General features: G+C 34.0%; 23 protein-coding genes. 15 read left to right on the top strand and 8 right to left on the bottom strand.

The window, feature by feature from the left end; genetic code table 11:
• The first annotated feature begins 104 nt into the window (after positions 1-104).
• From AC0J6S_RS11840 to AC0J6S_RS11820, 5 genes are read left to right on the top strand one after another with little or no spacing between them, the layout of a single operon-like run.
• Entirely contained in the window at positions 105-1577 is a 1473-nt protein-coding gene (locus AC0J6S_RS11840) for a sodium:solute symporter family protein (protein ID WP_474953997.1), read from the top strand.
• On the top strand, positions 1558-1992 hold the full coding sequence (locus tag AC0J6S_RS11835; RefSeq protein ID WP_474953996.1) for a GNAT family N-acetyltransferase: 435 nt from the start codon (positions 1558-1560) through the stop codon (positions 1990-1992). The genes AC0J6S_RS11840 and AC0J6S_RS11835 overlap by 20 nt, the downstream gene beginning before the upstream one ends.
• Before the next feature lie 7 nt (positions 1993-1999).
• Entirely contained in the window at positions 2000-3154 is a 1155-nt protein-coding gene (locus AC0J6S_RS11830; RefSeq protein ID WP_474953995.1) for an amidohydrolase, read from the top strand.
• A complete protein-coding gene (alr, locus tag AC0J6S_RS11825; RefSeq protein ID WP_474953994.1) occupies positions 3144-4295 on the top strand; it encodes an alanine racemase in 1152 nt (383 codons plus the stop codon). The genes AC0J6S_RS11830 and alr overlap by 11 nt, the downstream gene beginning before the upstream one ends.
• Positions 4295-5368, top strand: a complete 1074-nt coding sequence (locus AC0J6S_RS11820) for an alanine/ornithine racemase family PLP-dependent enzyme (RefSeq protein WP_474953993.1) — start codon at positions 4295-4297, stop codon at positions 5366-5368. Before alr ends, AC0J6S_RS11820 begins: the two co-directional genes overlap by 1 nt.
• A 143-nt stretch (positions 5369-5511) precedes the next feature.
• On the opposite strand, the gene AC0J6S_RS11815 is transcribed toward AC0J6S_RS11820, so the two are convergent.
• From AC0J6S_RS11815 to AC0J6S_RS11790, 6 genes are all read right to left on the bottom strand, one after another.
• Entirely contained in the window at positions 5512-7545 is a 2034-nt protein-coding gene (locus AC0J6S_RS11815) for a protein-disulfide reductase DsbD family protein (protein WP_474953992.1), read from the bottom strand.
• Complete coding sequence (gene tilS, locus AC0J6S_RS11810) at positions 7545-8855, bottom strand: tRNA lysidine(34) synthetase TilS (protein ID WP_474953991.1); 1311 nt, start codon at positions 8853-8855, stop codon at positions 7545-7547. Before tilS ends, AC0J6S_RS11815 begins: the two co-directional genes overlap by 1 nt.
• Positions 8856-8966: 111 nt before the next feature.
• Positions 8967-9350, bottom strand: a complete 384-nt coding sequence (locus AC0J6S_RS11805; RefSeq protein ID WP_474953990.1) for a hypothetical protein — start codon at positions 9348-9350, stop codon at positions 8967-8969.
• 34 nt (positions 9351-9384) lie between these two features.
• Positions 9385-9918, bottom strand: coding sequence for a carboxymuconolactone decarboxylase family protein (locus AC0J6S_RS11800; RefSeq protein WP_474953989.1), 534 nt, complete (start codon positions 9916-9918; stop codon positions 9385-9387).
• A gap of 61 nt (positions 9919-9979) precedes the next feature.
• A complete protein-coding gene (locus tag AC0J6S_RS11795) occupies positions 9980-10843 on the bottom strand; it encodes a helix-turn-helix domain-containing protein (protein WP_474953988.1) in 864 nt (287 codons plus the stop codon).
• Between the two features lie 10 nt (positions 10844-10853).
• The gene (locus AC0J6S_RS11790; protein ID WP_474953987.1) at positions 10854-12146 is read right to left on the bottom strand and encodes an anthranilate synthase component I family protein; all 1293 of its coding nucleotides are present in this window, start codon (positions 12144-12146) and stop codon (positions 10854-10856) included.
• 142 nt (positions 12147-12288) lie between these two features.
• On the opposite strand from AC0J6S_RS11790, the gene AC0J6S_RS11785 reads away from it, so the two are divergent.
• Together AC0J6S_RS11785 and AC0J6S_RS11780 are read left to right on the top strand one after the other, a co-directional pair.
• Complete coding sequence (locus tag AC0J6S_RS11785; protein ID WP_474953986.1) at positions 12289-12693, top strand: VOC family protein; 405 nt, start codon at positions 12289-12291, stop codon at positions 12691-12693.
• A 36-nt stretch (positions 12694-12729) separates the two neighbouring features.
• A complete protein-coding gene (locus AC0J6S_RS11780; protein WP_474953985.1) occupies positions 12730-13110 on the top strand; it encodes a DoxX family membrane protein in 381 nt (126 codons plus the stop codon).
• A 79-nt stretch (positions 13111-13189) separates the two neighbouring features.
• On the opposite strand, the gene lpdA is transcribed toward AC0J6S_RS11780, so the two are convergent.
• Together lpdA and AC0J6S_RS11770 are read right to left on the bottom strand one after the other, a co-directional pair.
• Positions 13190-14593 (bottom strand): dihydrolipoyl dehydrogenase, encoded by a 1404-nt coding sequence (gene lpdA, locus AC0J6S_RS11775; RefSeq protein ID WP_474953984.1) that lies wholly within the window; start codon positions 14591-14593, stop codon positions 13190-13192.
• Between the two features lie 152 nt (positions 14594-14745).
• Positions 14746-15204, bottom strand: coding sequence for an Lrp/AsnC family transcriptional regulator (locus tag AC0J6S_RS11770; RefSeq protein WP_474953983.1), 459 nt, complete (start codon positions 15202-15204; stop codon positions 14746-14748).
• A 278-nt stretch (positions 15205-15482) separates the two neighbouring features.
• Between AC0J6S_RS11770 and AC0J6S_RS11765 the strand changes: the two genes are divergently transcribed.
• The 8 genes from AC0J6S_RS11765 (at position 15483) to AC0J6S_RS11730 (ending at position 24195) form a co-directional block, all read left to right on the top strand.
• Positions 15483-16712 carry an aminotransferase class I/II-fold pyridoxal phosphate-dependent enzyme gene (locus AC0J6S_RS11765; protein ID WP_474953982.1) on the top strand — a complete coding sequence of 410 codons (1230 nt, stop codon included), beginning with the start codon at positions 15483-15485 and terminating at the stop codon, positions 16710-16712.
• A gap of 228 nt (positions 16713-16940) precedes the next feature.
• Positions 16941-18149 carry an anhydro-N-acetylmuramic acid kinase gene (locus tag AC0J6S_RS11760; protein WP_474953981.1) on the top strand — a complete coding sequence of 403 codons (1209 nt, stop codon included), beginning with the start codon at positions 16941-16943 and terminating at the stop codon, positions 18147-18149.
• Positions 18150-18456: 307 nt separating this feature from the next.
• Entirely contained in the window at positions 18457-19989 is a 1533-nt protein-coding gene (locus AC0J6S_RS11755; protein ID WP_474953980.1) for a glycoside hydrolase family 10-like protein, read from the top strand.
• Positions 19990-20016: 27 nt separating this feature from the next.
• Positions 20017-21285 carry an AmpG family muropeptide MFS transporter gene (locus AC0J6S_RS11750; protein ID WP_474953979.1) on the top strand — a complete coding sequence of 423 codons (1269 nt, stop codon included), beginning with the start codon at positions 20017-20019 and terminating at the stop codon, positions 21283-21285.
• A gap of 126 nt (positions 21286-21411) precedes the next feature.
• Positions 21412-21825: a glycoside hydrolase family 3 N-terminal domain-containing protein gene (locus tag AC0J6S_RS11745; protein ID WP_474953978.1), complete on the top strand. Its 414-nt coding sequence runs from the start codon at positions 21412-21414 to the stop codon at positions 21823-21825.
• On the top strand, positions 21764-23020 hold the full coding sequence (locus AC0J6S_RS11740) for a glycoside hydrolase family 3 N-terminal domain-containing protein (protein WP_474953977.1): 1257 nt from the start codon (positions 21764-21766) through the stop codon (positions 23018-23020). Before AC0J6S_RS11745 ends, AC0J6S_RS11740 begins: the two co-directional genes overlap by 62 nt.
• A 140-nt stretch (positions 23021-23160) precedes the next feature.
• Entirely contained in the window at positions 23161-23799 is a 639-nt protein-coding gene (locus tag AC0J6S_RS11735) for a peroxiredoxin (protein ID WP_474953976.1), read from the top strand.
• Between the two features lie 87 nt (positions 23800-23886).
• Entirely contained in the window at positions 23887-24195 is a 309-nt protein-coding gene (locus AC0J6S_RS11730; protein WP_474953975.1) for a thioredoxin family protein, read from the top strand.
• Positions 24196-24300 lie beyond the last annotated feature (105 nt).

The raw sequence follows: 24300 nt of genomic DNA, 5'->3' as shown, positions 1-24300 counted from the left end.
CAGAAAAAATTCTGAAAAAATCATCTTTTTTTGCAGTTTACTGCACCTTTTGCCTTTTGGAAAAATTCCATTTACAGGCTATTAAATAATCGAAAATTAATAATATGCACATAATAGATTATACAATCTTTATTGTTTATATGTTGGCCATGTTAGGCGTTGGTGTTTACTTTTTTAACAAAAATAAAACCGCTGAAGATTTTTACGTAAGTGGCAGAAATATGAGTAGCTGGCACATTGGTTTATCAGTTGTTGCCACTGATGTTGGTGGTGGATTCTCAATAGGTTTGGGTGGACTTGGTTTTACAATGGGAATATCAGGTTCATGGATGCTGTTCACCGGACTGCTGGGCGCTTGGTTGAGTGCCGTTTTTCTTATTCCAAAAGTAAGCGCATTAGGACACAAATACAAGTTTTTTACTTTCCCGCAAATATTTGATCATTTTTATAATGCTAAAGTTGCGCTGCTGGCTGGAATTATTTCAGCAATTGGATACATCGGATTTACGAGTTCTCAGGTTTTGGCAGGAGCCAAATTAGCTTCGGCAACCATAAAAGGACTTGATTTACAAACTGCGCTAATAGTCATGGGTCTTATCGCAGTAATTTATACCGCTATTGGAGGACTAAAAGCTGTCATTTATACCGATACGATCCAATGGTTAGTCTTAATTGGAGGATTGGTTTTAATAGCAATTCCTATTGCTTACACTGCCGTGGGAGGTTATGATGCAATCAAAACTACCTTATCACCTGAATATTTATCGCTGACTAATGTCAAATGGTATCAGATTCTAAACTGGTCCATAACCATTATTCCTATTTGGTTTGTAGGAATGACTTTATACCAACGAATTTATGCCAGCAAGGGTGAAAAAGAAGCTAAAAAAGCGTGGCTGATTGCCGGTGTTTTTGAATGGCCTATAATGGCATTCATGGGAGTGATTCTGGGAATGCTGGCAAAAGTTGCTGCTACCAACGGAATGTTTGATGGTATTACTGATGCCGCAAATATGGATAGTGAAATGGGATTGCCTATTTTACTGGCCACAATACTTCCTGTTGGATTAATGGGATTGATGCTTTCCTCCTATTTTTCGGCAATACTTTCTACAGCAGACAGTTGCTTGATGGCGGCTTCAGGAAATATTGTTACTGATATAATTGCTAAGTTTTCTAAAAAAGAACTGAGTCATAAAAAGGAGCTTCGACTCTCACAAGCGGTCACTTTAGTCGTAGGTTTTCTTGCTATTTTAATTGCGTCCCAAATGCAAAATGTATTAGAACTGATGCTTTACTCCTACGCTTTCATGGTTTCAGGACTATTTGTTCCGGTAATAGGGGCTTTGTTTTGGAAAAAAAGCCATCCAATAGCAGCTTTTTGGAGCATGCTTTTTGGCGGTGCAACCACGATTCTATTGATTGTTTCGGAGAATAAACTTCCTTTAGGAATAAAACTTCCGGAACACTTAGACGCAAACCTTTACGGGATAAGTATTTCACTGATTTTATTCATTATCATATCACTTTATCATTTTAACAAAAAAGAAAGACAAAATGGACTTCAAACAAATTAATGACACTAGCGGAGAAGATGCAATATATACCAATCAAATTATCGCGCTCTTCCTGTATACCCATTTAGAACAATACGGCGACACTGTTGAAGACATTCAAAAATGTATTGATTATGTCATGAATCCTGACAAAGGTGGAAATATTGTAGTGGGAATCGAAGAACAAAAAATAGTAGGTCTCGTGATCTTGAACAACACAGGAATGAAAGATTTTATTCCCGAAAATATTTTGGTATACATTGCCGTGGACAACAGTCAACGCGGAAAAGGATTTGGAAAACAGTTGATGCAAAAAGCCATATCAATTGCCGAAGGAAATATAGCATTGCATGTGGAACCGGATAATCCTGCCAAAAAACTATATGAAAGCTTAGGTTTTACCAATAAATATCTGGAAATGCGTCTTATCAAATAATCCAAAAATGGAAAATTCAAACCAGTCTATTAATTCAATTGTGGAGTTGCGAAAAGAGCTACACCAGCATCCCGAGGTTTCCGGTAAAGAAATTGAAACGTCTAAACGCATCCTTTCTTTTCTCGAAAATTATCAACCTGATGAATTGATTACCGAAGTAGGTACAACTGGTGTCATTGCAATTTACAAAGGTAAAAAAGCCGGAAAAACAGTGTTATTTCGATGCGAATTAGATGCTTTGCCTATTGAAGAAACTAATATTTTCGAACATCGTTCCCTAAATAATGGAGTTTCACATAAATGCGGTCACGATGGTCACATGGCAATTCTCTGTGGTTTAGCTGCTGAATTGCATCAGAACAAACCGGAATCAGGAGCTGTTATTTTATTATTTCAACCCGCTGAAGAAGACGGCAGTGGTGCTCAAAAAGTATTATCGGATCCCAAATTTACTTTTATCCAACCCGATTACGTCTTTGCACTTCATAATTTGCCGGGATTTCCAAGACATCAAATTGTAGTAAAAAACAAAACTTTTACCTGCGCTGTAAACAGCATTATTATAAAATTAAAAGGCAAAACAGCTCATGCCGGTGAACCCGAAAAAGGAATAAACCCTGCCTTGGCAATAGCCGCTATTATCAATCAATTTAATGCTATTATTCAGACCGATATTACAAAAGAAAACTATTGCCTAATTACCCACATTTATACTAAAATCGGCAAAAAAGCGTATGGTGTATCAGCTGGTGCAGGAGAAATTCATTTTACAGTACGAAGTGACAGCAATTTGCAAAAGAAAAAGATTGAACTCGGTTTAGAAAATTTAGCCAAAACAATCGCAAAAGAACATCAGCTGAAGTGCAAAACCAGTTGGACCCAAAGTTTTCAGGCCAATGAGAATGACAAAAATGCTGTAACATTCATCAAAAAAGCGGCAAAGATTAATGGTTTTAAATTATTCGAAAAAGAAAAACCGTTTACTTGGGGTGAAGATTTTGGCTTGTTCACACAACACTATCCCGGAGCCATGTTTGGACTAGGATCTGGAGTAAACACTCCTGCATTGCATAATCCTGATTATGATTTTCCAGATGAAATTATTGCAACCGGAGTATCCATTTTTCATCAAATCAGCAAACAAATAACAAATGCACACTAATTCACTCATAGAGCTTAATCGCTCTGCATACCAAAACAACATCGATTTTCTAAAAAAGACTTTCGGAAAAAAAGTATTGGTTTCCTCTGTCGTAAAAGGAAATGCATATGGTCATGGGGTACAGGAGTTTGTTTCTATGGCTTTTCAATGTGGCGTAACTCATTTTTCTGTTTTTGATGTTCAAGAAGCTAAAGTTGTAAAAAATACATTAAAGGATAAAGCAACTATCATGGTTATGGGACTTGTTCAGGATGAAGACATGGAATGGGTAATCCAAAATGATATTGAATTCTTTGTTTTTGATAAAAGCCGACTGAATAAAGCTCTGAAAACGGCTAAAAAACTCGATAAAAAAGCAATTTTGCATATTGAAGTCGAAACCGGCATGAACCGAACCGGTTTTGACAAAAACGAACTGAATACTATTATTGCTATATTAAAAAAAGAAGATCAATATCTTACTTTCAAAGGGCTTTGCACGCATTATGCTGGTGCCGAAAGTATCGCTAATTATTACAGAGTGGATCAACAAATCAAGAAGTTTGAAGAAATTTATGCCATTTTTTGTAAAAATGACCTGAAGCCACAAATCAGACATTCTGCTTGTTCCGCAGCATCAATAATGTTTCCGCAAACCAGAATGGATATGGTCCGCGTCGGAATAATGCAATACGGATTGTGGTCCAGTCCCGAAGTATTTGTAACGTATCTCAATTCTAAAAAGAATAAAACCGATCCATTACAGCGCGTTATCACTTGGAAAAGTGCTATTATGAGCATAAAAAAAGTAAATATTGGTGATTTCATTGGGTATGGAACCAGTTTTATGGCTAAAAGAAAAATGAAAATCGCTGTTATCCCCATTGGCTACTGCCACGGATACAGTCGCTCATTGAGTAACCAAGGTCGTGTTCTTATTCATGGACAACGCTGTGTTGTGGTGGGTTCCGTAAACATGAACATGATGACTGTCGACATTACTGATATTGACATGCCAAAAAAAGAGGATGAAGTGATACTGATAGGTACACAAAAAGAGCTTTCCGTATCTGTAGCTTCATTCAGTGATTTCAGTAACCAACTCAATTACGAATTATTAACTCGGATTTCTAAAGCAATTCCACGTAAAATCATAGAATAATGGCTTTTATAAAATTATATCGAAAAAAATTACAGGAAAATTATCAGTTTTTAGATGAAACATTTAAATCCAGAAATATTGAATGGGGTGTAGTTTCAAAACTGCTGTGCGGAAATAAAATTTACCTCAAAGAAATCATCGCTTTAGGAGTACGTGAAATTCATGATTCCAGAGTGAGCAATTTGAAAAAAATTAAAGCACTAGATCCGGAAATTCAAACTGTCTATATAAAACCATCTGCAAAACGAAGTATTGAAAGCATTGTTAAGTATGCCGATATTAGTTTTAATACTGAAATCTATACCATACAACTACTTTCAGAAGAAGCGGTTAAGCAAAATAAGACGCACAAAATCATCATAATGATTGAAATGGGCGACCTTCGTGAAGGTGTTATGGGCGAAGAATTAATAGATTTTTATGGTACAATTCTAAAAATGCCAAATATCGAAATCTCTGGTATTGGAACCAATTTTAATTGCCTCAGTGGCGTAATGCCAACGCAGGATAAACTGATTCAATTGAGTTTATACAAACAATTAATTGAAGCCAAATTTGACATCAGTATTCCGTTCGTCTCGGGAGGAACTTCGGTTACAATACCGTTACTCCTCAAAAATGCCCGACCAATGGCTGTGAATCATTTTCGAATAGGAGAAGCGCTCTTCTTCGGGAAAGATTTGTTTACCGGAAATACCATTGAAGGAATGCACCATGATGTTTTCAAATTATATGCTGAAATCATCGAAATTACCGAAAAACCAAATACGCCAACAGGTGAATTAGGAGAGAATGTAGCCGGAAATTCGTTTTCAATGGACGATGTCACTGATCTGGGAATTACTTCGCTAAGAGCCATTTTAGATATTGGCTTGCTTGACATGCAACCACAATACATTGAATCTGATGATACCGATATTACCATTGTAGATGCCAGTTCTGATATGTTGGTTATCGATATTTCTAATTCTAAAAAGACTTATAAAATTGGAGACTTAGTCGCTTTTCAAATACGATATATGGGCGCTTTGTATCTTTTAAATTCTGATTATATCGAAAAAATAATCGAATAAAAGAATTTCCTGTCTACAGTTAAAATATAACAATTACACTTAGTAAAAAATACTAAATTCAAAAAAAATTGCACTAATTTCCAAAGATTACTTCTTAGAAATTAGTGCAATTTACGTTTGCTATTTTGTCTAAATGCTACGCTTTATTTAGCCTTTTTAAAGCGATCAATTCCTTCTCTCAACCAGCCTTTATAAGCATTTATATCTGAATTATAACTTTCCGGTTTATCAGACAACATATTTTCTTCTACATCGATAACAATGTAATACGGTTGCGCATTGGCTTTGTATCTCGTGATTTGGAAATCACTCCATTTATTCCCCACACTTACAATTTCCTTACCCGTCTCTTTAGAAACATATTGCTCACTTTTTGGCAATTCTCTCTTGTCATCAACATACAAAGAGATTAATACCACTTCATCCTGTAATATTTTTAAAATTGCAGGATCTGACCAAACATAATCTTCCATTTTTCTGCAATTCACACAAGCATATCCAGTAAAGTCAAGTAAAATGGGTTTATTTACTGATTTGGCATAAGCCAATCCTTTTTCATAATCTTCAAAAGCAACAAGGTCATGCGGCCCTAAATGTGCGCCTTCCGGCAAAATTTGAGCTGATGCATTCGAACCACCTTTTGAGTTTCCTACTCCGTACGGACTTTCGCTATAGGTCATTGGAGGTGGGAAACCAGAAATTAATTTTAATGGTGCTCCCCAAATTCCAGGAATCAAATAGATGGTAAAAGCCAAAACTATTAATCCAAAAGACAATCTCCCTACTGATATATGGCTCATCGGACTATCATGCGGAAGCGTAATTTTTCCGAATAAATAAAATGCTAATGTTCCAAAAATAGCAATCCAAATCGCCAAGAACACCTCTCTTTCCAAGAAATGTAATTGCAAAACCAAATCTGCATTCGACAAAAATTTGAAAGCCAAAGCTAATTCTAAAAATCCTAAAACTACTTTAACCGTATTCAACCAACCGCCGGATTTTGGTAATGAATTCAACCAGCCCGGGAACATCGCAAATAACATAAATGGTAAGGCTAGAGCCAATGAGAATCCAAACATTCCAACAATAGGTGCAATTCCACCTTTAGAAGCAGCTTCGACTAAAAGGGTTCCTACGATTGGTCCGGTACACGAAAAAGACACAATTGCTAATGCTAAAGCCATGAATAAAATTCCAATTATTCCGCCTCTATCGGCTTGATTATCTACTTTGTTAGCCCACGAATTAGGCAACATAATCTCAAAAGCACCCAAAAATGAAGCTGCAAATGTGACTAACAAAACAAAGAAAATAATATTAAACCAAACATTCGTAGACAACGCATTCAGTGCATCGGCACCAAAAATCCACGTCACTAAGAATCCTAAAACTACATAAATGAAGATGATTGCAATTCCGTAAATAATGGCATTTCTAATTCCTTTTGCCTTAGTTTTACTTTGTTTTGTAAAGAAACTTACCGTCATAGGAATCATCGGGAAGACACAAGGTGTGAGCAATGCGGCAAATCCAGATAAAAAAGCAATGAAGAAAATAGACCATAATCCTCTTTGTTTGCTAGGTTTAGTATCCAGAACAGGAACTTTTTCAGAAGTAACAACTTGTTCTTTATTTACTTCTGTATTTGTAACTGCAGTATCAACTTTAGCTGAGTCTATTGTAGTCAAATCTGATGCTACAGTAGGTAATTCCGCTGTTTTTGCAGTAGTAGGAATGGTAAACGTAAAACTCTTCTCTAAATTGATACATGCTTCTTTACAAACCTGATAATTCAAATTGACTTCAATTTTTGTAATCTTTGGGTTTGTAATCGTGATTTCTTGTTGAATTTGAGCTTTTTTCTCAAAGTACGTTTCGTTCACTTCAAAAACATCATTGAAAGCAGTTGTGGTTTTGCTTTCTTTGGCTTTGCCAACTAAAGTAAAGTTCCCTTTTTGATTTTTGAAAATAATTTCCAAAGGCAAAGATCCGCCGTCAGCCGTAAATTGGGAATATAAATGCCAATCTTTTTCTATGACGGCATTAAAAGTAAGAATATAATTACTCTCAGTTTTTTTTTCTATTTTGGTAGTCCATTTTGCAGGATCAAGAATTTGCGCATCTCCATTGGCAAAAGCCAAAAAAGCAATAAGTATAAATAGTAGTTTCTTCATTATTCTAATTGTATTTTAAGTATATTCTTTGTTGTATTCTCTATTCTAAAACGTTCATCCTGACGAAGTCCAACAATCCAAACTATGTCTTCATTCGAAAATAAAAGCCACGAATTTTCTTTTTCCAGCAAGGATAATTTTTCATCTTTAAAAAGCTTGCTCACTTTCTTAGATTTACCATTCATCCCAAAAGGTTGAAAACTATCGCCCTCATTCCAATGGCGTAAAACTAAAGGAAATTGCAATTTATCAGCGTCCACAAAGATAGCTGAGTTCGTTGTTAAACTAATGTCCGCTACTTTACAAAACGTAAGATTTAAGGGAATATTAACTTCTTTTTGATTTTCATCAATTGCATATTCCTCCTTTTCATTTACGAAATTTATTGGGCTTAGGATTAAAGAATCTCTGTCTTTCAATAATCTATATTCAGGCGAAAACACGTGTTTACCAGATTGGCTTTCGACCAAATCATAAATATCATCCCAAGCAGAAAATCCAAATTCTTTCAACCATTGATGCAAATACGATTTATAATTTGGTAATTTTTTTAATTTTTTTAAGTCAAAATAAATAGTATCATCCTCTTGTTTAGCCACTTGTTGATAAATCATAATCGACGCATCTTCAACCAAAACTTGCGCTTCTTGCAAAAACGTTTGCGTCTTATGAAACGATGAAAGAAAATTGGGATTCAATTCCTTTAACATAGGAACCAGATGATGACGAATTTTATTCCGAAGGTATTTATCAGAGGCATTACTGCTGTCTTCGCGCCATTGAATGTTATTTAATTTGGCATATTCTTCGATTTCTTCTTGGCTAAATGCCAAAAGCGGACGAATAACCCTATCGTTTTGCTCCGGAATTCCAGTTAAACCTTCTAATCCTGTTCCTCGACTCAAATTAATTATAAAAGTTTCCAGATTATCATCGGCATGATGTGCCGTAAGAATATAATCGAATTTTTCAGTTTCTAATAATTCATAAAACCAATTGTAACGCAAATCACGCGCGGCAACTTGCGTAGAAACTTTATAATCTTCTGCGAAAGCTTTAGTATCAAATTGAGTTATAAATACCGGAATACCATTTGCAGCAGCATATTCCTGAACAAAATTTTGGTCTTCAAAACTTTCCATTCCACGCAGTTGAAAATTACAATGTGCGATTCCTATTTCATAATCCAATTGCTGAAACAAATGCACCATTACCATACTGTCTTTCCCGCCGCTTGTGGCCAAAAGTATTTTTTTTCCACTCAAGAACTGGAAATTATGAAGAAGATGGTTTTTGAATTTTTGTAGCACTTTGTAAGTAATTTTAAGAGAGCTAAAGTAAAAAATAAAACTGAATATGACATTATAATAATTTGGTATCCTTAGCAAATGCTAAGGATACCAAATCCATAGAACTATGAGCTATTTCAAACTATTTGCAAATGCTTCTTTAATTTTCTCAGAAGATTCTGCAACCGAAATACTTGATACCATCTTTTTAGAAGAAGCATCTATAAAGGTTATTACTCCTGTTGACTTAAAGTTTGCTTGTTTTAGACCTAATTTATTTAAACTTTCAGCTGATGCACTTTTTGTTTGTTTATCTGAAAGGTCATTGATAATAAGTGTGACCTTTGTTATGTCAACACTTGGAATTACCTCCTGCCCAACTCGATTTTCATTGTTAATACAAGTACTGCACCATTTTGCTTTTGAAATAACAGCAATTATTTTAGGGCTTACTTGAGCAAAAATCGTATTCGTAACTAAGAACAAAGTGAATAACATTAATTTTAATTTTTTCATGATAATTGTTTTTTTTATGAAATTTAACTTGCTATTAAAGTACAGATGCTAAAGGAAAGTCTACAGGAAAATCAGCCAAATTATGAATATAATTACTGATTATTTTATCTCCTACCACAAAAACTACATCTATCATGTTTGCCTCCGAAAAACCCGCTTGATAAAATAATTCTTTGGATTCCTGCGCAACTTTACCCTTATTTAATACAACCGATTTTGTAAATTGGGCTAAAGCATCCAGCCTAGCATCAAAAGTAATGGCAGCCAAACGAATCTCAATAATTTCTTCATCTGTAAAACCATTCATTTTACCTATGACTGTATGGGCTGATTGGCAATAGTGGCAATTATTAAGTTGACTAGTCACCAAATTAATAACTTCTTTTTCTTTTACTTTCAAGGTACTCTTTCTACCTTGGAAAGCGAGGTAATCGCCTAAAGCTGTTTCGTTTTTTGCAAAGTAAGCATACAAGTTAGGCACGAAACCTAATCCTTTTTTAAGGTTTTCGAATATAACCTGATTCTCTGCTGAAACCTCATCTTTTGTTGGAACTAAAAATTTTTGCATAATGTTTTAATTTTATATTATTTATAACACTGCAAAGATGCTATGAAAAACATCCTAATAACTAGACACGATTTCCTGTAGGATTGTCAATTCTTCCCGACCGATTATTAATTCGGAATTCAGTAGGTGAAATTCCTTCTTTAGTCTTAAAAAAACGACTAAATGATTGAATGTCTTCGAAACCTAACTCAAAAGAGATTTCTTTAACGGATCTTTCTGTATATGATAACAAACGTCGTGATTCTAGAATTAATCTCTCTTGAATAAACTGTAATGGTGACTTTTTGTACGCTTTAGAAAATGAATTTGATAATGTTTTTGGAGACTTATTAAGCATTTCCGCGTACTGTGCAACAAAGTGTTTTGTCCTGAAATGCAGCTCTACTAAATAATTAAATTCCCTAATCAAGTCTATTGAACCCTTTTCAAAATAAACAATTTCATTTTGTTCTTTGTGAAGTCGAGTTGACAAAATCAAAAGACGTTTAAGCATCATTTGTAACATTTCTATTTGCAGTTCATCATGTGAATCCATTTCTAATTCAAACATTCTCCAAAGCACTTCAAACTTTTCTAATTCAGTATCGGGAATAGTGAAAAGAGGTAGTGAAGAAGCTCCAAAAAACAATAACCCTTTACAGCCTACTTCACTATCATTATGCAAAATACAGTAAAAAGAGCGATTAAACCTAACCAAGGAGACTGATGATATTGATTTTATTGTCAATGTATTAAAATCTGTTAAACAAACAATTTGATTTTTTAAAAAATGATAATCAATCCCGTCTATATTTATAGTAGTACCATTTGAAGTAATCCATAGTAGCGATAAGCAGCCTTCTACATCTTTTTGCGGGACACTCGTAGTTCCAGAGCTGATTTTTTCTAATAATAAATATTCTTTATTTTTCCCTTCAAATATCATATTCAACAAATTATATAGATTCTAAAACTTCTCGCATCGCTTTTGCTTTAAGCAAACATTCCTCATATTCCTTTTCAGGAAGTGATTGCGAAGTGATGGCACTTCCAACTGAAAAAGAAACGTATTTTTTTTCTTGATTGTATAAAATGCTTCGGATAACTACATTGAAATCAAAATCACCGTTTGGTGTAAAATACCCCATAGCGCCGCTATACAGTCCCCGTTTCGTTTCTTCCAACTGTTCAATGATTTTCATCACCGAAATTTTTGGTGCTCCGGTCATACTTCCCATTGGGAAAGTGGTTTTTAATACATCAACAACCGAATATTGCGCATCTAATTTTGACGTTACAGTAGAAATCATTTGATGTACTTGCAAAAAAGAATAAATTTTACATAACTCTTGTACTTCAACAGTTCCTTTTTGTGCCGTTCGAGACAGGTCATTCCGCACTAAATCCGTTATCATAATATTTTCGGATCGTTCTTTTGGGTCTAAAGCCAATTGCATTTTCGATTGCTCATCTTCAACTGGGTCTGAAAATCGTTTTGCAGTTCCTTTAATGGGTTGCGAAATAATATGTTCTCCGTCTTTTCTTAAATACCGTTCCGGTGTTGCCGAAAGTAAAAAGTGTTTATTATTTTTAAAAAAAACAGCAAATGGAGGCTGAGAAATTTCGTTAAGTTTTATAAATTTTTCTATTGGATTAATCGTCGCATTTTCAGCAAAAAACTCCATACAAAAATTGGCTTCGTAAATATCGCCTTGATGAATGTGTTCCAAAACTTTTGAAACCTTCTGAAGGTAATTATCCTTCGAAATCCGTTGTTGAATATTTACTAGTGCTTCTATTTCGATTTTTGACTTTCGAATTTCGACAATTTCTTCAAAATCTAATTCCACTTCATCGTCACACATATTGAGATATTGAATTTCAAGTTGATTCCCTTTCAATAAAAATAACTTCTTAGGTTGAAAAAAAAACAAATCTGGAAATTCTAATCCGTCATAATTTTCAGATTGTAAATGTTCAATATCATTTTTTAAATCATACGATAAATAACCAAAAAGCCAGTCCTTGGTAATTTGCTGGTATTGTTTTAAATCCTCAAAAGCATTTTGATAATCCGTTTTTATGGAAGTAAATGCATCAACCGCAAGAACGCAATCATAACTGGAATAATTTTGTGGATAATCATTACTGTCCAAATAAATGATTTCTCGAAACTGTTGAGACCAAAATAAAAGCTGTTCTTTTAACAGTTTTGGATCGGATATAGACTTGTAAATAGAAGTTCTCAAAAAGTATTGGTGTTTAAAATTCAAAATTACAACAAAAAATAAACCTTCAATAAACGATTTTACTAAAATTAGCTTATTTTTTTGTAAATTTGATAGCGCATGATCCGTTTTAGATTTTGTAAATCATTAAATCATTCCCGTTATGGCTTCAAAAATTTTCCTCAATTTAGCTGTTAAAGACCAAAAAAAATCATTTGATTTTTTTACTCACCTCGGATTTACTTTCAATCCGCAATTTACTGATGAACAGGCCACTTACATGATTATTGGAGAAAATATTTTTGTGATGCTAGTCACTGAGCAACGATTTAAAGACTTTACCAAAAAAGAAATTTGCAACGCCCATAAAAATACCGAAGTATTAATTGCAATAGATGCTGAAAGTAGAGAAAAAGTCGATGAAATGGTAAAAACCGCAGTAGATGCCGGAGGTTCAATTTATATGGAGCCGCAAGATCATGGATGGATGTATGGACATAGTTTTGCCGATTTAGACGGGCATCAGTGGGAAATTATGTATATGGATGAAAATGCAATTCCACAATAATAGTTTTCAAATATGTAACCTTTAACACAATATACTATGAAAATCGCAATTATTATTATCCGAACTTTAATTGGACTTATATTACTTTATGCGTCCGTTAGTTTTTTTCTAAAACTAGCACCAGAACCAGAAGTTACTGGGAATTTCAAAGCTTTTAATATAGGTCTAGTCGCCTCTACTTATATATTGCCATTAGCAAAATCAATAGAATTCCTTTGTGGACTATCGTTTCTTACCGGACGTTATGTAACATTAGCTAATCTCTTAATCTTACCTATAACCTTAAACATATTATTTATTAATTTTTTCTTATCCCCTCAAGGAATACCGATTGCTATTTTTCTTTTTTTAGGCAATCTATTTTTAATTTACAGCCATTGGGAAAACTATAAAGGTTTATTTGTAGCAAAAGGCTAATTAAACTAAACTAATAACAACTAAGAAACCCGCTCAATTGAACGGGTTTCTTTATTGTGTAGAAAATTTAATTAGCTAATTACACATGTAAAGCTCTATTATCAGTTGCTGCTAAAGCTGCTTCTTTTATTGCTTCCGCAAAAGTTGGATGTGCATGCGACATTCTTGAAATATCTTCAGCAGATGCTTTGAATTCCATTGCCGTAACCGCTTCAGCAATTAAATCAGCACAACGAGCACCAATCATGTGAACGCCCAATACTTCATCTGTTTTTGCATCAGCAAGAATTTTCACAAATCCGTCTAAATCTCCACCAGCTCTTGCGCGACCTAAAGCTTTGAAAGGAAAACTTCCTGATTTGAAATCTACACCAGCAGCTTTCAATTGTTCTTCTGTTTGTCCAACAGCAGCCACTTCTGGCCAAGTATAAACAACACCAGGAATCAAGTTATAATTAATATGTGGTTTTTGACCTGCTAATATTTCGGCAACCATAGCTCCTTCTTCTTCTGCTTTATGTGCTAACATTGCTCCGCGAACTACATCACCAATGGCATAGATATTAGGAATATTAGTTTGCAAATGATCATTTACTTCAACCATTCCTCTATCTGAAATTTTCACTCCTGCTTTATCAGCATTTAATCCATCAGTATAGGGACGACGTCCTACAGAAACTAATGAATAATCTCCTTCCAGCGTAATTGTTTCTCCTTTTGCATTTTCAGCTTGAACTACAACTCCTTCGCCATTTCTTTCCACTGATTTCACTTTGTGTGAAACGTAGAATTTCATGCCTTGTTTTTTCAATACTTTAGTCAATTCTTTAGACAATGAAGCGTCCATTCCAGGAATGATTCTGTCCAAATATTCTACTACAGAAACCTGTGCTCCTAATCGTAAATATACTTGACCTAATTCAATCCCAATTACTCCTCCACCAATAATTACCAAATGTTTTGGTACTTCTTTAAGTTTCAAAGCTTCGGTAGAAGTGATGATTCTTTCTTTATCGATTTTGATAAAAGGCAAAGAAGATGGTTTTGAACCTGTGGCAATAATGATGTTTTTAGCTTCGATAGTTTCCGAAGTTCCATCCGCTTTAGCAACAGCAACATGTGTCGCATCAACAAATGAACCTAATCCTTCCAGAACTGTAATTTTATTTTTGTCCATTAAAAATTTCACACCACCTGAAGTTTGATCCACAACAGCCTGTTTACGTGCGATCATTTTTTCAAGGTTTACTTTTACTTCACCAGAAACTTCAATACCGTGATCTGCAAAATGAGCAATGTCACTGTAATGATGAGAAGAAGCAAGCAATGCTTTTGAAGGAATACAACCTACATTTAAGCAAGTTCCTCCAAGAGTGGAATATTTTTCGATAATTGCTGTTTTGAAACCCAATTGTGCACAACGAATTGCTGATACATATCCGCCTGGTCCAGAACCTATAATGACTACGTCAAATGAACTCATAGTATATTTTTTTTATTGTGTTTTTATAAAATGTTGCACAAAATTAAGGAATTAAGTTTTGTTTAAAGTTTAATTGCAAAGGTTTTTTGTTACGAATTATTAGCAATTAACATTTACTTACCATTGAATACCGCTTTAAATCCACGTTTATTCTAAATATCAACAACCGTCGTGTTTTTTACTTCGCTAATCATAAATGTGCTGTGTGTACTTCCAATATGCTCCAATGTTGTGAGTTTTGTAACCAAAAATTCTCGATAGGCTTCCATGTCTTTTACAACTATTTTCAAGATATAATCATAATCTCCACTTACATGATGGCATTCAATTACTTCCTTAAGTTGTATCACTTCGTTTTCGAATTTAGCGATAAATTCTTTCGTATGCTGAATCAGTTTAAGGTGACAGAAAACCACAAAACCTTTTTCGACTTTCGAACGATTAATTAAGACGACATATTTATCGATAACACCTTCTCTTTCAAGTTTTTTAATGCGCTCGTAAACAGCAGTAACCGAAAGATTGAGTTTTAAGGAAAGTTCCTTGGTTGTTTTTTTACAGTCTTTTTGTAATAAAAAAAGCAACTTTTTATCTACTAAGTCTAATGTCATTTTTATTGAGAATTTGAATTGAAATAAAATCTATATAAATCCTATTTAGGAAGCTAATTTAGAAAATTAAATTACATTTTTTATATTTTATAGTTTCAAAATCTAATAATAAATAATAGTATTGATTATTAATCTAGAACACTGTTATTTTGAATAGATTTAATCAAGACCGAAATCCCCTAGCCCTGATAGCAGCAGCATCCTTTTACTTTTTTCTTTAAAAAGTAAAAGATAAAGCGAATAGCAGGAGTAGCTTTAAATAACAAAAAAAAACAACTATGAAAAATTTCAATCCCGCAGACAACATTCAGGATTTACAGTACTTTGGTGAATTTGGTGGTGTAAATCCATCAATTTCAGACTCCTCAACCTATACTTTTTTATCGGCGAAAACGATGTTTGATACTTTTGAAGGTAATATGGAAGGATGCTATTTGTACTCCCGTCACTCTTCACCGAGTAATTTATATTTAGACAAAGCCTTGGCAGCAATGGAAGGAACAGAAACGGCTAATGTTTCGGCTTCAGGAATGGGAGCGATTACTCCTACTCTATTACAATTATGCGGTTCGGGCGATCACATCGTTTCGAGCAGAACAATTTATGGCGGAACGTATGCTTTTTTGAAGAATTTCACACCAAGATTAGGCATCAAAACCACGTTTGTTGACATCACAAAACTTGATATTGTAGAAGCTGCAATTACTCCCGAAACAAAAGTTTTATACTGTGAAACGGTGAGTAATCCTTTATTAGAAGTGGCTAATATTGAAGGTTTGGCAAAAATTGCTGAAAAACACAATTTGAAATTGGTTGTCGATAATACTTTTTCGCCATTATCAGTTTCTCCTACAAAATTAGGTGCTGATATTGTGATTCACAGTTTAACTAAATATATCAACGGCAGCAGTGATACTGTGGGTGGAGTGACTTGTGCATCACAAGAATTTATCGACAGTTTAAAAAATGTGAACAGCGGTGCCAGTATGTTACTAGGGCCAACAATGGATAGTTTGCGTTCGGCAAGTGTGATGAAAAACTTGCGCACATTACATATCAGAATGAAACAACACAGCCATAATGCGATGTATCTTGCAGAACGTTTTGAAAAAGACGGACTGAAAACGGTGTATCCGGGTTTAAAAAGTCACCCAAGTCATGAACTATATTCAAGAATGATTAATCATGAGTATGGTTTTGGCGGAATGATGACCTTAGACGCAGGAACTTTGGAGAAAGCTAATGATTTGATGGAATTGATGCAAGCCAAAAATCTTGGGTATCTTGCTGTAAGTTTAGGATTTTATAAAACCTTATTCAGCGCTCCGGGAACTTCAACTTCAAGTGAGATTCCGATGGAAGAACAAATAGAAATGGGATTAACTGATGGTTTGATTCGGTTTTCAATAGGTTTAGATAATGACATTGAGAGAACGTATCAGATGATGAAGAAATGTATGATAGAATTGAATATACTAACATCCAAAATAATTGTAACAGAACAATAAAGGTTGGCGAATTATTATATTTAGCTGCATTAATATCACTTTATTAAACTTAAATCTTGAGGATTGTTTTACAATTCCTAAAATTTAATTTGTACTTTGCTAAAAGTATATGAAATTTGCTTTTAGCAATAACCTTCATGTATACTGGATTTTATTTGCAATCAAAGATAAATTTTCCAGTATTTACATGTTGGTTAGAAAAAAAACTATTTTGCGAAAAATATTGTCATGAATAAAAATTTAGAATTGCTGTGTAAAATTGCCAAAAAACCTTCCAGAATGATTATTGGACTCATGTCAGGTACTTCAATGGATGGTCTGGATGTTGCTCTGTGCAAGGTTTCTGGTACAGGAGAAAATACAAAAATCACGCTAACAAATTTTAAGACGATTGAATATTCAAACGAAATAAAGGGTGAGATTCAAAAAGTGTTTGCAAAACAGAATATTGATTTCCACTCTCTTGTTTTATTGAATGAATGGATTGGTATTCTTCATGCCAACATGGTATTAAATTGTTTGAAAAACTGGAATATATCAAATCATGAGGTAGATTTAATAGCTTCACATGGACAAACTGTATTACACCTTCCAAAAAAATTACATCTGCAAGAAAAATTTCCTAATGCCACTTTGCAAATTGGGGATGGGGATCACATTGCTGTAAAGACTGGAATAATAACACTTTCGGATTTCAGGCAAAAACATGTTGCAGCAGGCGGTGAAGGAGCTCCGCTGGCAGTTTATGGTGATTATTTTATTTTTGGAAAAAAAGGCGAAAATCGTATTATGTTGAACATGGGCGGTATTGCAAATTTCACGTATCTACCATCAAATATGAACCCAGAAGAAGTTTTCGTAACGGATACAGGCACTGGAAACACATTAATTGATGCCTGTATCAGACAATTTTACCCCGGAAAATCGTATGATAAAGATGCGGAAATTGCAAAACTTGGTGTTGTAAACCAATCCCTTTTAGAGGCTTTACGAGAAAATAGTTTTTTTAAAGATTCTTTCCCAAAAACTACAGGTCCAGAACTTTTTAATATGGAATATGTTAAAAGTGCTTTAGCTAAAAGTAATACCCAAAACATTTTAGTACCTGATTTATTAGCCACATTAACAAGATTTAGCGCCGTAACTATTGCTGAAGCAATCAAGTATGCTATAGAAAACACAAAATACGACATAGAAAATTTCTCTATTTATATGTCAGGTGGCGGAACTCATAATCCACTATTAGTTAATTGGTTAAAAGAACTATTGCCTTGTCATTTTTTTAAAACTGATGAATTAGGTATATCTGGTGATGCAAAAGAAGCAGTATTATTTGCTGTTTTGGCTAATGAAACAATTGCAGGCGGAGGCTCAGATTTTGGTACCCGCAAAGGAATCCCATCAGTTTCTATGGGAAAAATATCATTTCCCAATTAAAGTAGAGATACTTTTTATAATTATTCATAATCCATTATAAGCGATCTCAATTGTTTTTTTAAAAATATCTGTTGCCGTTCTACATTTGACAATCTTAAAATTTCAATGTAGCAAACTACACCATTACACTATTTATTTTAGGAGTACCTCAAGTGATATAAAACATAGCTCTAATATGTTTTTGAATGCAAATACAAAAAATTGGCAAAGAAATTGAGCTGTTAAAATAAGTCAAATTTTAAAACCATTTTAACTTGTAAATTTCACTAAAAAAACTATTTTTGAATACTTTATAAACATTACTCTGATGAAAAATTTCAAGCACACCCTTTTGCTTATTACGTTCCTTTTACTTTCTTTTTGGAATGGTAATGCACAAGCATTGGCTACAAATCCAAAAAATGAATTTAGAGCTGTTTGGATTGCTACAGTCGTAAATATTGACTGGCCGAAAATGAGTACTGATAATGTTGCCAAACAAAAAGCGGATTATATTGAAATTTTAGACGCTTATAAAAAACTAAATTATAACGCTGTAATTGTGCAAATCAGGAGCGTTGGGGATGCTTTTTATCCAACAGAATTAGCACCATGGTCCCGTTTTTTGACTGGAAAAGAAGGTCAGGCGCCAAAACCTTACTTTGATACATTAGCTTGGATGATTGCTGAAACGCATGCTAGAGGTTTTGAGTTTCACGCTTGGATGAATCCGTATAGAGCTACAATGGATTACAACACGTCGCTTTTGAGTCCTCAACATGATTTTTTCAAGCATCAAGATTGGATGATTAAATATGGTGGAAAATATTATTACAATCCAGCATTACCCGAAGTTCAGAACCATTTATTGGCAATTGTAGAGGAAGTTGTGGAAAAATATGATATCGATGCGATACATTTTGATGATTATTTTTATCCATACAGAATAAAAGGAGAGCTATTTAATGATACTGCTTCGTACATAAAATATGGAGATGGACTTAGTATTGAAGATTGGAGACGCTCGAATGTAAATAATTTTGTGCGATGTGTTTCTTTATCCATAAAAAGTATTAAACCATGGGTACAATTTGGTATTAGCCCATTTGGAGTATGGAGAAATAAATCAGTAGATCCCAGAGGTTCTGAAACTGAAGCAGGACAAACAAATTACGATGATTTATTTGCTGATCCGTTAGCGTGGATGGAAAACAAATGGATAGATTATCTTGTTCCTCAATTGTATTGGAGCATGGATCATCCAAAAGCTTCTTATTCAAAACTACTACGTTGGTGGTCTGAGAATTCAACGAATACTGCAATTTACATTGGCAACGGAACCTATAAAATCAATACGGATTCTGATAAAAGATGGAATAATCCCAAAGAAATCCCGAATCAAATTGACATCACTAGATCCTACAAGAACGTTCAGGGAAATGCGTTTTTTAGTGCTAAATCATTTTTGAATAAAAATCAAAGTGTGACTAAAATACTAACAGAAAACCAGTATAAATATCCTGCTCTTCCTGCAGTAGTACCTGGTTCTATAAAAAAAATGGCTATTGTTCCCACAGCGAATAATATTTTGATAGATCCAATTGCATCAAGATTTAATGTAACCTATCCAATGTACAGTAAAGTGCGTTATGTTATGGTTTATGGCGCCAAATTCAATTCGGAAATTAATGTAAATGATCCAAGCCAAATTATTGACAAAATAGCATTCAAAGATGATAATGATACGGTTGAAGTGGTTATTCCATCCTATAAATTAGACAAAAATACTACATGCGCCATTACATTCATTGATTTTTATGGTAATGAAAGTGACCCAACTTTAGTGAACTTTACGCTATAAAATTTTATTGATTATAATTTGCCTTACATGAAAATAGACAATAGACCTTGGTATTGGATTCCCGTTTTAAACTTTGCTTCCGGATTGCCCTATGCAATTATTATTTCGGTATCGGTGATCATGTACAAAAACCTTGGAATCAACAATGAAGACATTGGAATTTATACCAGTTTACTCTATTTGCCTTGGGTAATTAAACCGTTGTGGAGTCCGTTTATTGATCTCTATTCCACTAAAAGAAAATGGTTTTTATGCATGCAATTGCTAATTTCTGTTGCTTTTTTGATTGTGGGTTTAACGATTCCTTTAAGCAATTTTTTCGTAATCAGTTTAGCCGTTTTTTGGGTTGCCGCATTTGCATCTGCTTCAAATGATGTGGCCAGCGACGGATTTTACATGTTGGCTTTAGAAAAAGACCAGCAATCCTTTTTCTTGGGAATCCGCAGTACTTTTTACCGACTTTCGATGCTAACCGGAAATGGATTAATGGTATTTATTGCCGGTTATTTAGAACAAGAATATGGCGATAAACAAAAAGCATGGTCCTATACCATGGTAGTTGTAGGATTAATTATGACTGTCATTACGATTTACAATTATTTTTCCACACCAAAAATAGAAGCCAAAATCGTAGAAATAAAAACGGAATCGGTTACAAATAAAAGTTTTGCTGTTGTTTTCGCTACTTTTTTTCAAAAGAAACAAATAGGTTTAGTATTGGCTTTCATTTTATTATTCAGATTAGGAGAATCGCAATTGTTAAAAATGCTGACTCCTTTTTTAATTGATCCTGTGACCGCAGGCGGAATGGGCTTAACTACTCAAGATGTCGGTGTCATCTACGGCACTTTTGGCGTGATTGCACTTACTGTTGGTGGAATTTTGGGCGGAATCGTAATTTCACGAGACGGATTAGGAAAATGGATGTTGCCCATGATTTTGGCCATGCACTTACCTATAATTGGGTTCATACTACTTTCACATTTTCACCCTGGTTCCGTTTTCTATGTTTATGCAACGGTAATCGCGGAGCAATTTGGTTATGGATTTGGTTTTGCCGCTTTCATGATGTATTTAATTTATGTGGCCGATGGTGAATCAAAAACGTCTCATTACTCGATTGCAACTGGATTTATGGCATTAGGAATGATGCTTCCTGGAATGGTTAGCGGTTATATCCAGGAATATCTTGGGTATGGAAATTTCTTTATTTGGGTATTTCTAGCAACCATCCCAGGATTAATTTTGTCGCGATTTTTAATATTTCCAAAGGATTTTGGAAAGAAGACAACCTAAAATAATTATCAAGGAGTAATGCAAAAATTTAACCGCAGATTCGCAAATTATTTTAAAAAATTTATAATCTGCAAATCTGCGGTTAAAAGTATCCCAAGCTTTATTTGATGCTAGTAAACTAAAAAAATGACATTAGAACAAAAAATAGGACAATTTTTCTTTCCTGCCGTTTTTATCAATGATACCGAAGAAAATATTCAGGCCACTGAACGATTGATTAAAGAACACGATATAGGCGGATTGACTTTTTTTCATAGTCGAGCCAGCGCAGCAACGAATTATGAAAACACGAAAAAAATAGTCTTAAATGATGATAGTTTTCAGCGTTTAAAAGAACTGATTGTGCGTTATCAAAATTGTGCAACTACTCCTTTACTAATGAGTATTGATGCGGAATGGGGGTTAGCCATGCGTGTCGAAAAAACACCACAATATCCTTATGCAATAACACTTGGCGCTTTGCCTGACAGTGAAAAACTTGGTTTACGAAGTTGGGAGACAAATCGGTTTAGACTTGAAATCCGTTGGGATTCATTATAATTTAGCGCCGTTAGCGGACATCAATAACAATCCGAATAATCCTGTGATTGGGTACCGTTCTTTTGGTCAAAACAAAGAAAAAGTAAGTGATTTTGCTTTGGAATATCTAAGAGGAATGAATGATGTCGGGATTTTGGGTTGTCTCAAACATTTTCCCGGACATGGAAATACAAATGTAGATTCGCATTTAGGATTACCTGTTTTAAAAGAAACTCTCGAAGAATTATTAGCCAATGAATTAGTTCCATTTCTAAATGGAATCGAACATAATGTGGATTCGATTATGATTGGTCATTTGGCGGTTCCTGCTCTGAACGATGGAAAAAATACTTCGGCAACATTATCAAAATCCGTGATTGAAATACTTTTGCGAAAGCAACTAGGTTATGATGGATTAGTGATTTCGGATGCGTTGAACATGCACAGCGTTTCTAAATTATATAATAAAAAAGGGCAATTGGAATGGGAAGCTTTTAATGCTGGAAATGATGTGTTATGCTTTGCCGAAAATGTTCCCGAAGGAATTCAGAAAATCCTAAAAAAAGCAACTCCGGAGCGAATTGAAGCCAGTTTTCAACGCATTTGGAAATGCAAACAGAAAGCAGGAATTACAGACGGAAATCTTAGTCTGCCAAACCTTTCCAAAAGTGATTTTGATTTTGAAACTACTTCGAAATTAAATCTGAAAATTGCTCAAAACTGCATTACAAAAATCAAAGACAATCACAATACAGTGAACGTTTTTGATGCAAAAAACAGAGAAGATCTTGCTAAAATCAGTATTTACAAAAACACTGATAATGTGTTTTTTAAAAGCCTGACTCATGCTTTGCCTTCACCAGAATTTAGTTACGAAACAGGCGGTGAATCCGTTTTGAATGAATTAGAAAAAAAACTGGGTAAATTTGATACGCTAGTCATATCTTTATTTGTTCCAAAGGCAAAACCTTTGAATAATTTTGATATTGAAGAATCCGTACTTCAATTCTTAGGCAACGTATTGACCACCAAAAAATGTGTTTTGTATGTTTTTGGAAATCCGTATGCACTACAAATTATTCCAAATCTGGAACATGCATTGGGAATTATAGAAATGTATCAAGATTTTTCAGAATTTCAAAAAACCGCTGCGGAACAACTTCTGGAAAATGTGGATTGCAAAGGAACTCTGCCAGTGATGGTTAGTATTCAATAATTATTTCTCAAAAAGTTTAAAATAGCACACATAACAAATAACTATTCTTTAATAACTATTTATAATCAAACCTTATTGCTTAGAACCTATTGTATAGACTACTTTTGCACCATCAAAAAATAACTAAAAAAGTAAAAAAAATGTCATTAGTAGGTAAAAAATTTCCAAGTATTGCAGTAGACGCTATTTCTGAAATGGGTGATAATTTAAAAATCAACATTTTTGAAGAAGCGGTAAATAATAATAAAAAAGTTGTTTTGTTCTGGTATCCGAAAGATTTTACATTCGTGTGCCCAACTGAATTACATGCTTTTCAAGCTGCTTTACCAGAATTCGAAAAAAGAAATACAATTGTTGTTGGTGCTTCTTGTGATACTAACGAAGTGCATTTTGCATGGTTAAATACTCCAAAAAACAACGGTGGAATTGAAGGAGTTACCTATCCAATTCTTGCAGATACTAACAGAAACTTGTCTAATATTTTAGGAATTCTTGACATTGATTCAACTGAATATTCTGAAGAAACTGATTCTGTAATTGTTGAAGGTTCAAATGTGACTTACAGAGCTACTTACCTTATTGATGAAACTGGAAAAATTTTCCACGAAAGTGTAAACGATATGCCATTAGGTCGTAACGTAAACGAGTTTTTACGTATGGTTGATGCATACACGCACATTCAAGAAAAAGGGGAAGTTTGTCCTGCAAACTGGGAGCCTGGAAAAGAAGCAATGAGTGCTGACAGAAATAGTACTGCTGAATACTTGACTTTAAACTAAATCAATAACAATGTCAATTGCAGTACCAAATTTCAATTATAAATATTGAATATTATTGTTGCAATTGCATTTTTAAATTCAAAAAATATGTTAATCGAATTAACCGAAGATACGTTACAGGATTTAATTGCAAAAAACGAAAAAGTAGTCGTTCAATTTTCAGCATCATGGTGCGGAAATTGCCGAATTATGAAGCCAAAATTCAAAAAATTAGCTTCAGAAAACGAAACAATTACTTTTGCTCTTGTTGATGCTGAAAATTTCCCAGAATCCAGAAAATTAGCGAATGTTAGTAATTTGCCAACTTTTGCCACTTTTGTAAATGGTAAATTAGTAAACGAAACACAAACTAATAAACAAGAAGTGCTAATTGAATTAGTAAACGAAATAGTTTAATGATTTCTTAGTTTAAAGTTTAAAGCTGCCTGACTTTATAAGTAAGTTTAATGCAACAGCAGTTCAAATTCTTAAACCTTTAAAAACATTAAACTTTAAACTTAA

It is taken from the genome of Flavobacterium sp. TS_SC_5, assembly GCF_056156265.1.
Note: the sequence above shows the minus strand (reverse complement) of the source record. Positions and strands in the feature narration are given on the sequence as shown.

What these genes read in the sequence shown, in the direction of transcription:
- AC0J6S_RS11840 (WP_474953997.1), top strand. Translation starts at nt 105, where the DNA reads ATGCACATAATAGATTATACAATCTTTATTGTTTATATGTTGGCCATG.
- AC0J6S_RS11835 (WP_474953996.1), top strand. Translation starts at nt 1,558, where the DNA reads ATGGACTTCAAACAAATTAATGACACTAGCGGAGAAGATGCAATATAT.
- AC0J6S_RS11830 (WP_474953995.1), top strand. Translation starts at nt 2,000, where the DNA reads ATGGAAAATTCAAACCAGTCTATTAATTCAATTGTGGAGTTGCGAAAA.
- alr (WP_474953994.1), top strand. Translation starts at nt 3,144, where the DNA reads ATGCACACTAATTCACTCATAGAGCTTAATCGCTCTGCATACCAAAAC.
- AC0J6S_RS11820 (WP_474953993.1), top strand. Translation starts at nt 4,295, where the DNA reads ATGGCTTTTATAAAATTATATCGAAAAAAATTACAGGAAAATTATCAG.
- AC0J6S_RS11815 (WP_474953992.1), bottom strand. Translation starts at nt 7,545, where the DNA reads ATGAAGAAACTACTATTTATACTTATTGCTTTTTTGGCTTTTGCCAAT.
- AC0J6S_RS11805 (WP_474953990.1), bottom strand. Translation starts at nt 9,350, where the DNA reads ATGAAAAAATTAAAATTAATGTTATTCACTTTGTTCTTAGTTACGAAT.
- AC0J6S_RS11800 (WP_474953989.1), bottom strand. Translation starts at nt 9,918, where the DNA reads ATGCAAAAATTTTTAGTTCCAACAAAAGATGAGGTTTCAGCAGAGAAT.
- AC0J6S_RS11795 (WP_474953988.1), bottom strand. Translation starts at nt 10,843, where the DNA reads ATGATATTTGAAGGGAAAAATAAAGAATATTTATTATTAGAAAAAATC.
- AC0J6S_RS11785 (WP_474953986.1), top strand. Translation starts at nt 12,289, where the DNA reads ATGGCTTCAAAAATTTTCCTCAATTTAGCTGTTAAAGACCAAAAAAAA.
- AC0J6S_RS11780 (WP_474953985.1), top strand. Translation starts at nt 12,730, where the DNA reads ATGAAAATCGCAATTATTATTATCCGAACTTTAATTGGACTTATATTA.
- lpdA (WP_474953984.1), bottom strand. Translation starts at nt 14,593, where the DNA reads ATGAGTTCATTTGACGTAGTCATTATAGGTTCTGGACCAGGCGGATAT.
- AC0J6S_RS11770 (WP_474953983.1), bottom strand. Translation starts at nt 15,204, where the DNA reads ATGACATTAGACTTAGTAGATAAAAAGTTGCTTTTTTTATTACAAAAA.
- AC0J6S_RS11765 (WP_474953982.1), top strand. Translation starts at nt 15,483, where the DNA reads ATGAAAAATTTCAATCCCGCAGACAACATTCAGGATTTACAGTACTTT.
- AC0J6S_RS11760 (WP_474953981.1), top strand. Translation starts at nt 16,941, where the DNA reads ATGAATAAAAATTTAGAATTGCTGTGTAAAATTGCCAAAAAACCTTCC.
- AC0J6S_RS11755 (WP_474953980.1), top strand. Translation starts at nt 18,457, where the DNA reads ATGAAAAATTTCAAGCACACCCTTTTGCTTATTACGTTCCTTTTACTT.
- AC0J6S_RS11750 (WP_474953979.1), top strand. Translation starts at nt 20,017, where the DNA reads ATGAAAATAGACAATAGACCTTGGTATTGGATTCCCGTTTTAAACTTT.
- AC0J6S_RS11745 (WP_474953978.1), top strand. Translation starts at nt 21,412, where the DNA reads ATGACATTAGAACAAAAAATAGGACAATTTTTCTTTCCTGCCGTTTTT.
- AC0J6S_RS11735 (WP_474953976.1), top strand. Translation starts at nt 23,161, where the DNA reads ATGTCATTAGTAGGTAAAAAATTTCCAAGTATTGCAGTAGACGCTATT.
- AC0J6S_RS11730 (WP_474953975.1), top strand. Translation starts at nt 23,887, where the DNA reads ATGTTAATCGAATTAACCGAAGATACGTTACAGGATTTAATTGCAAAA.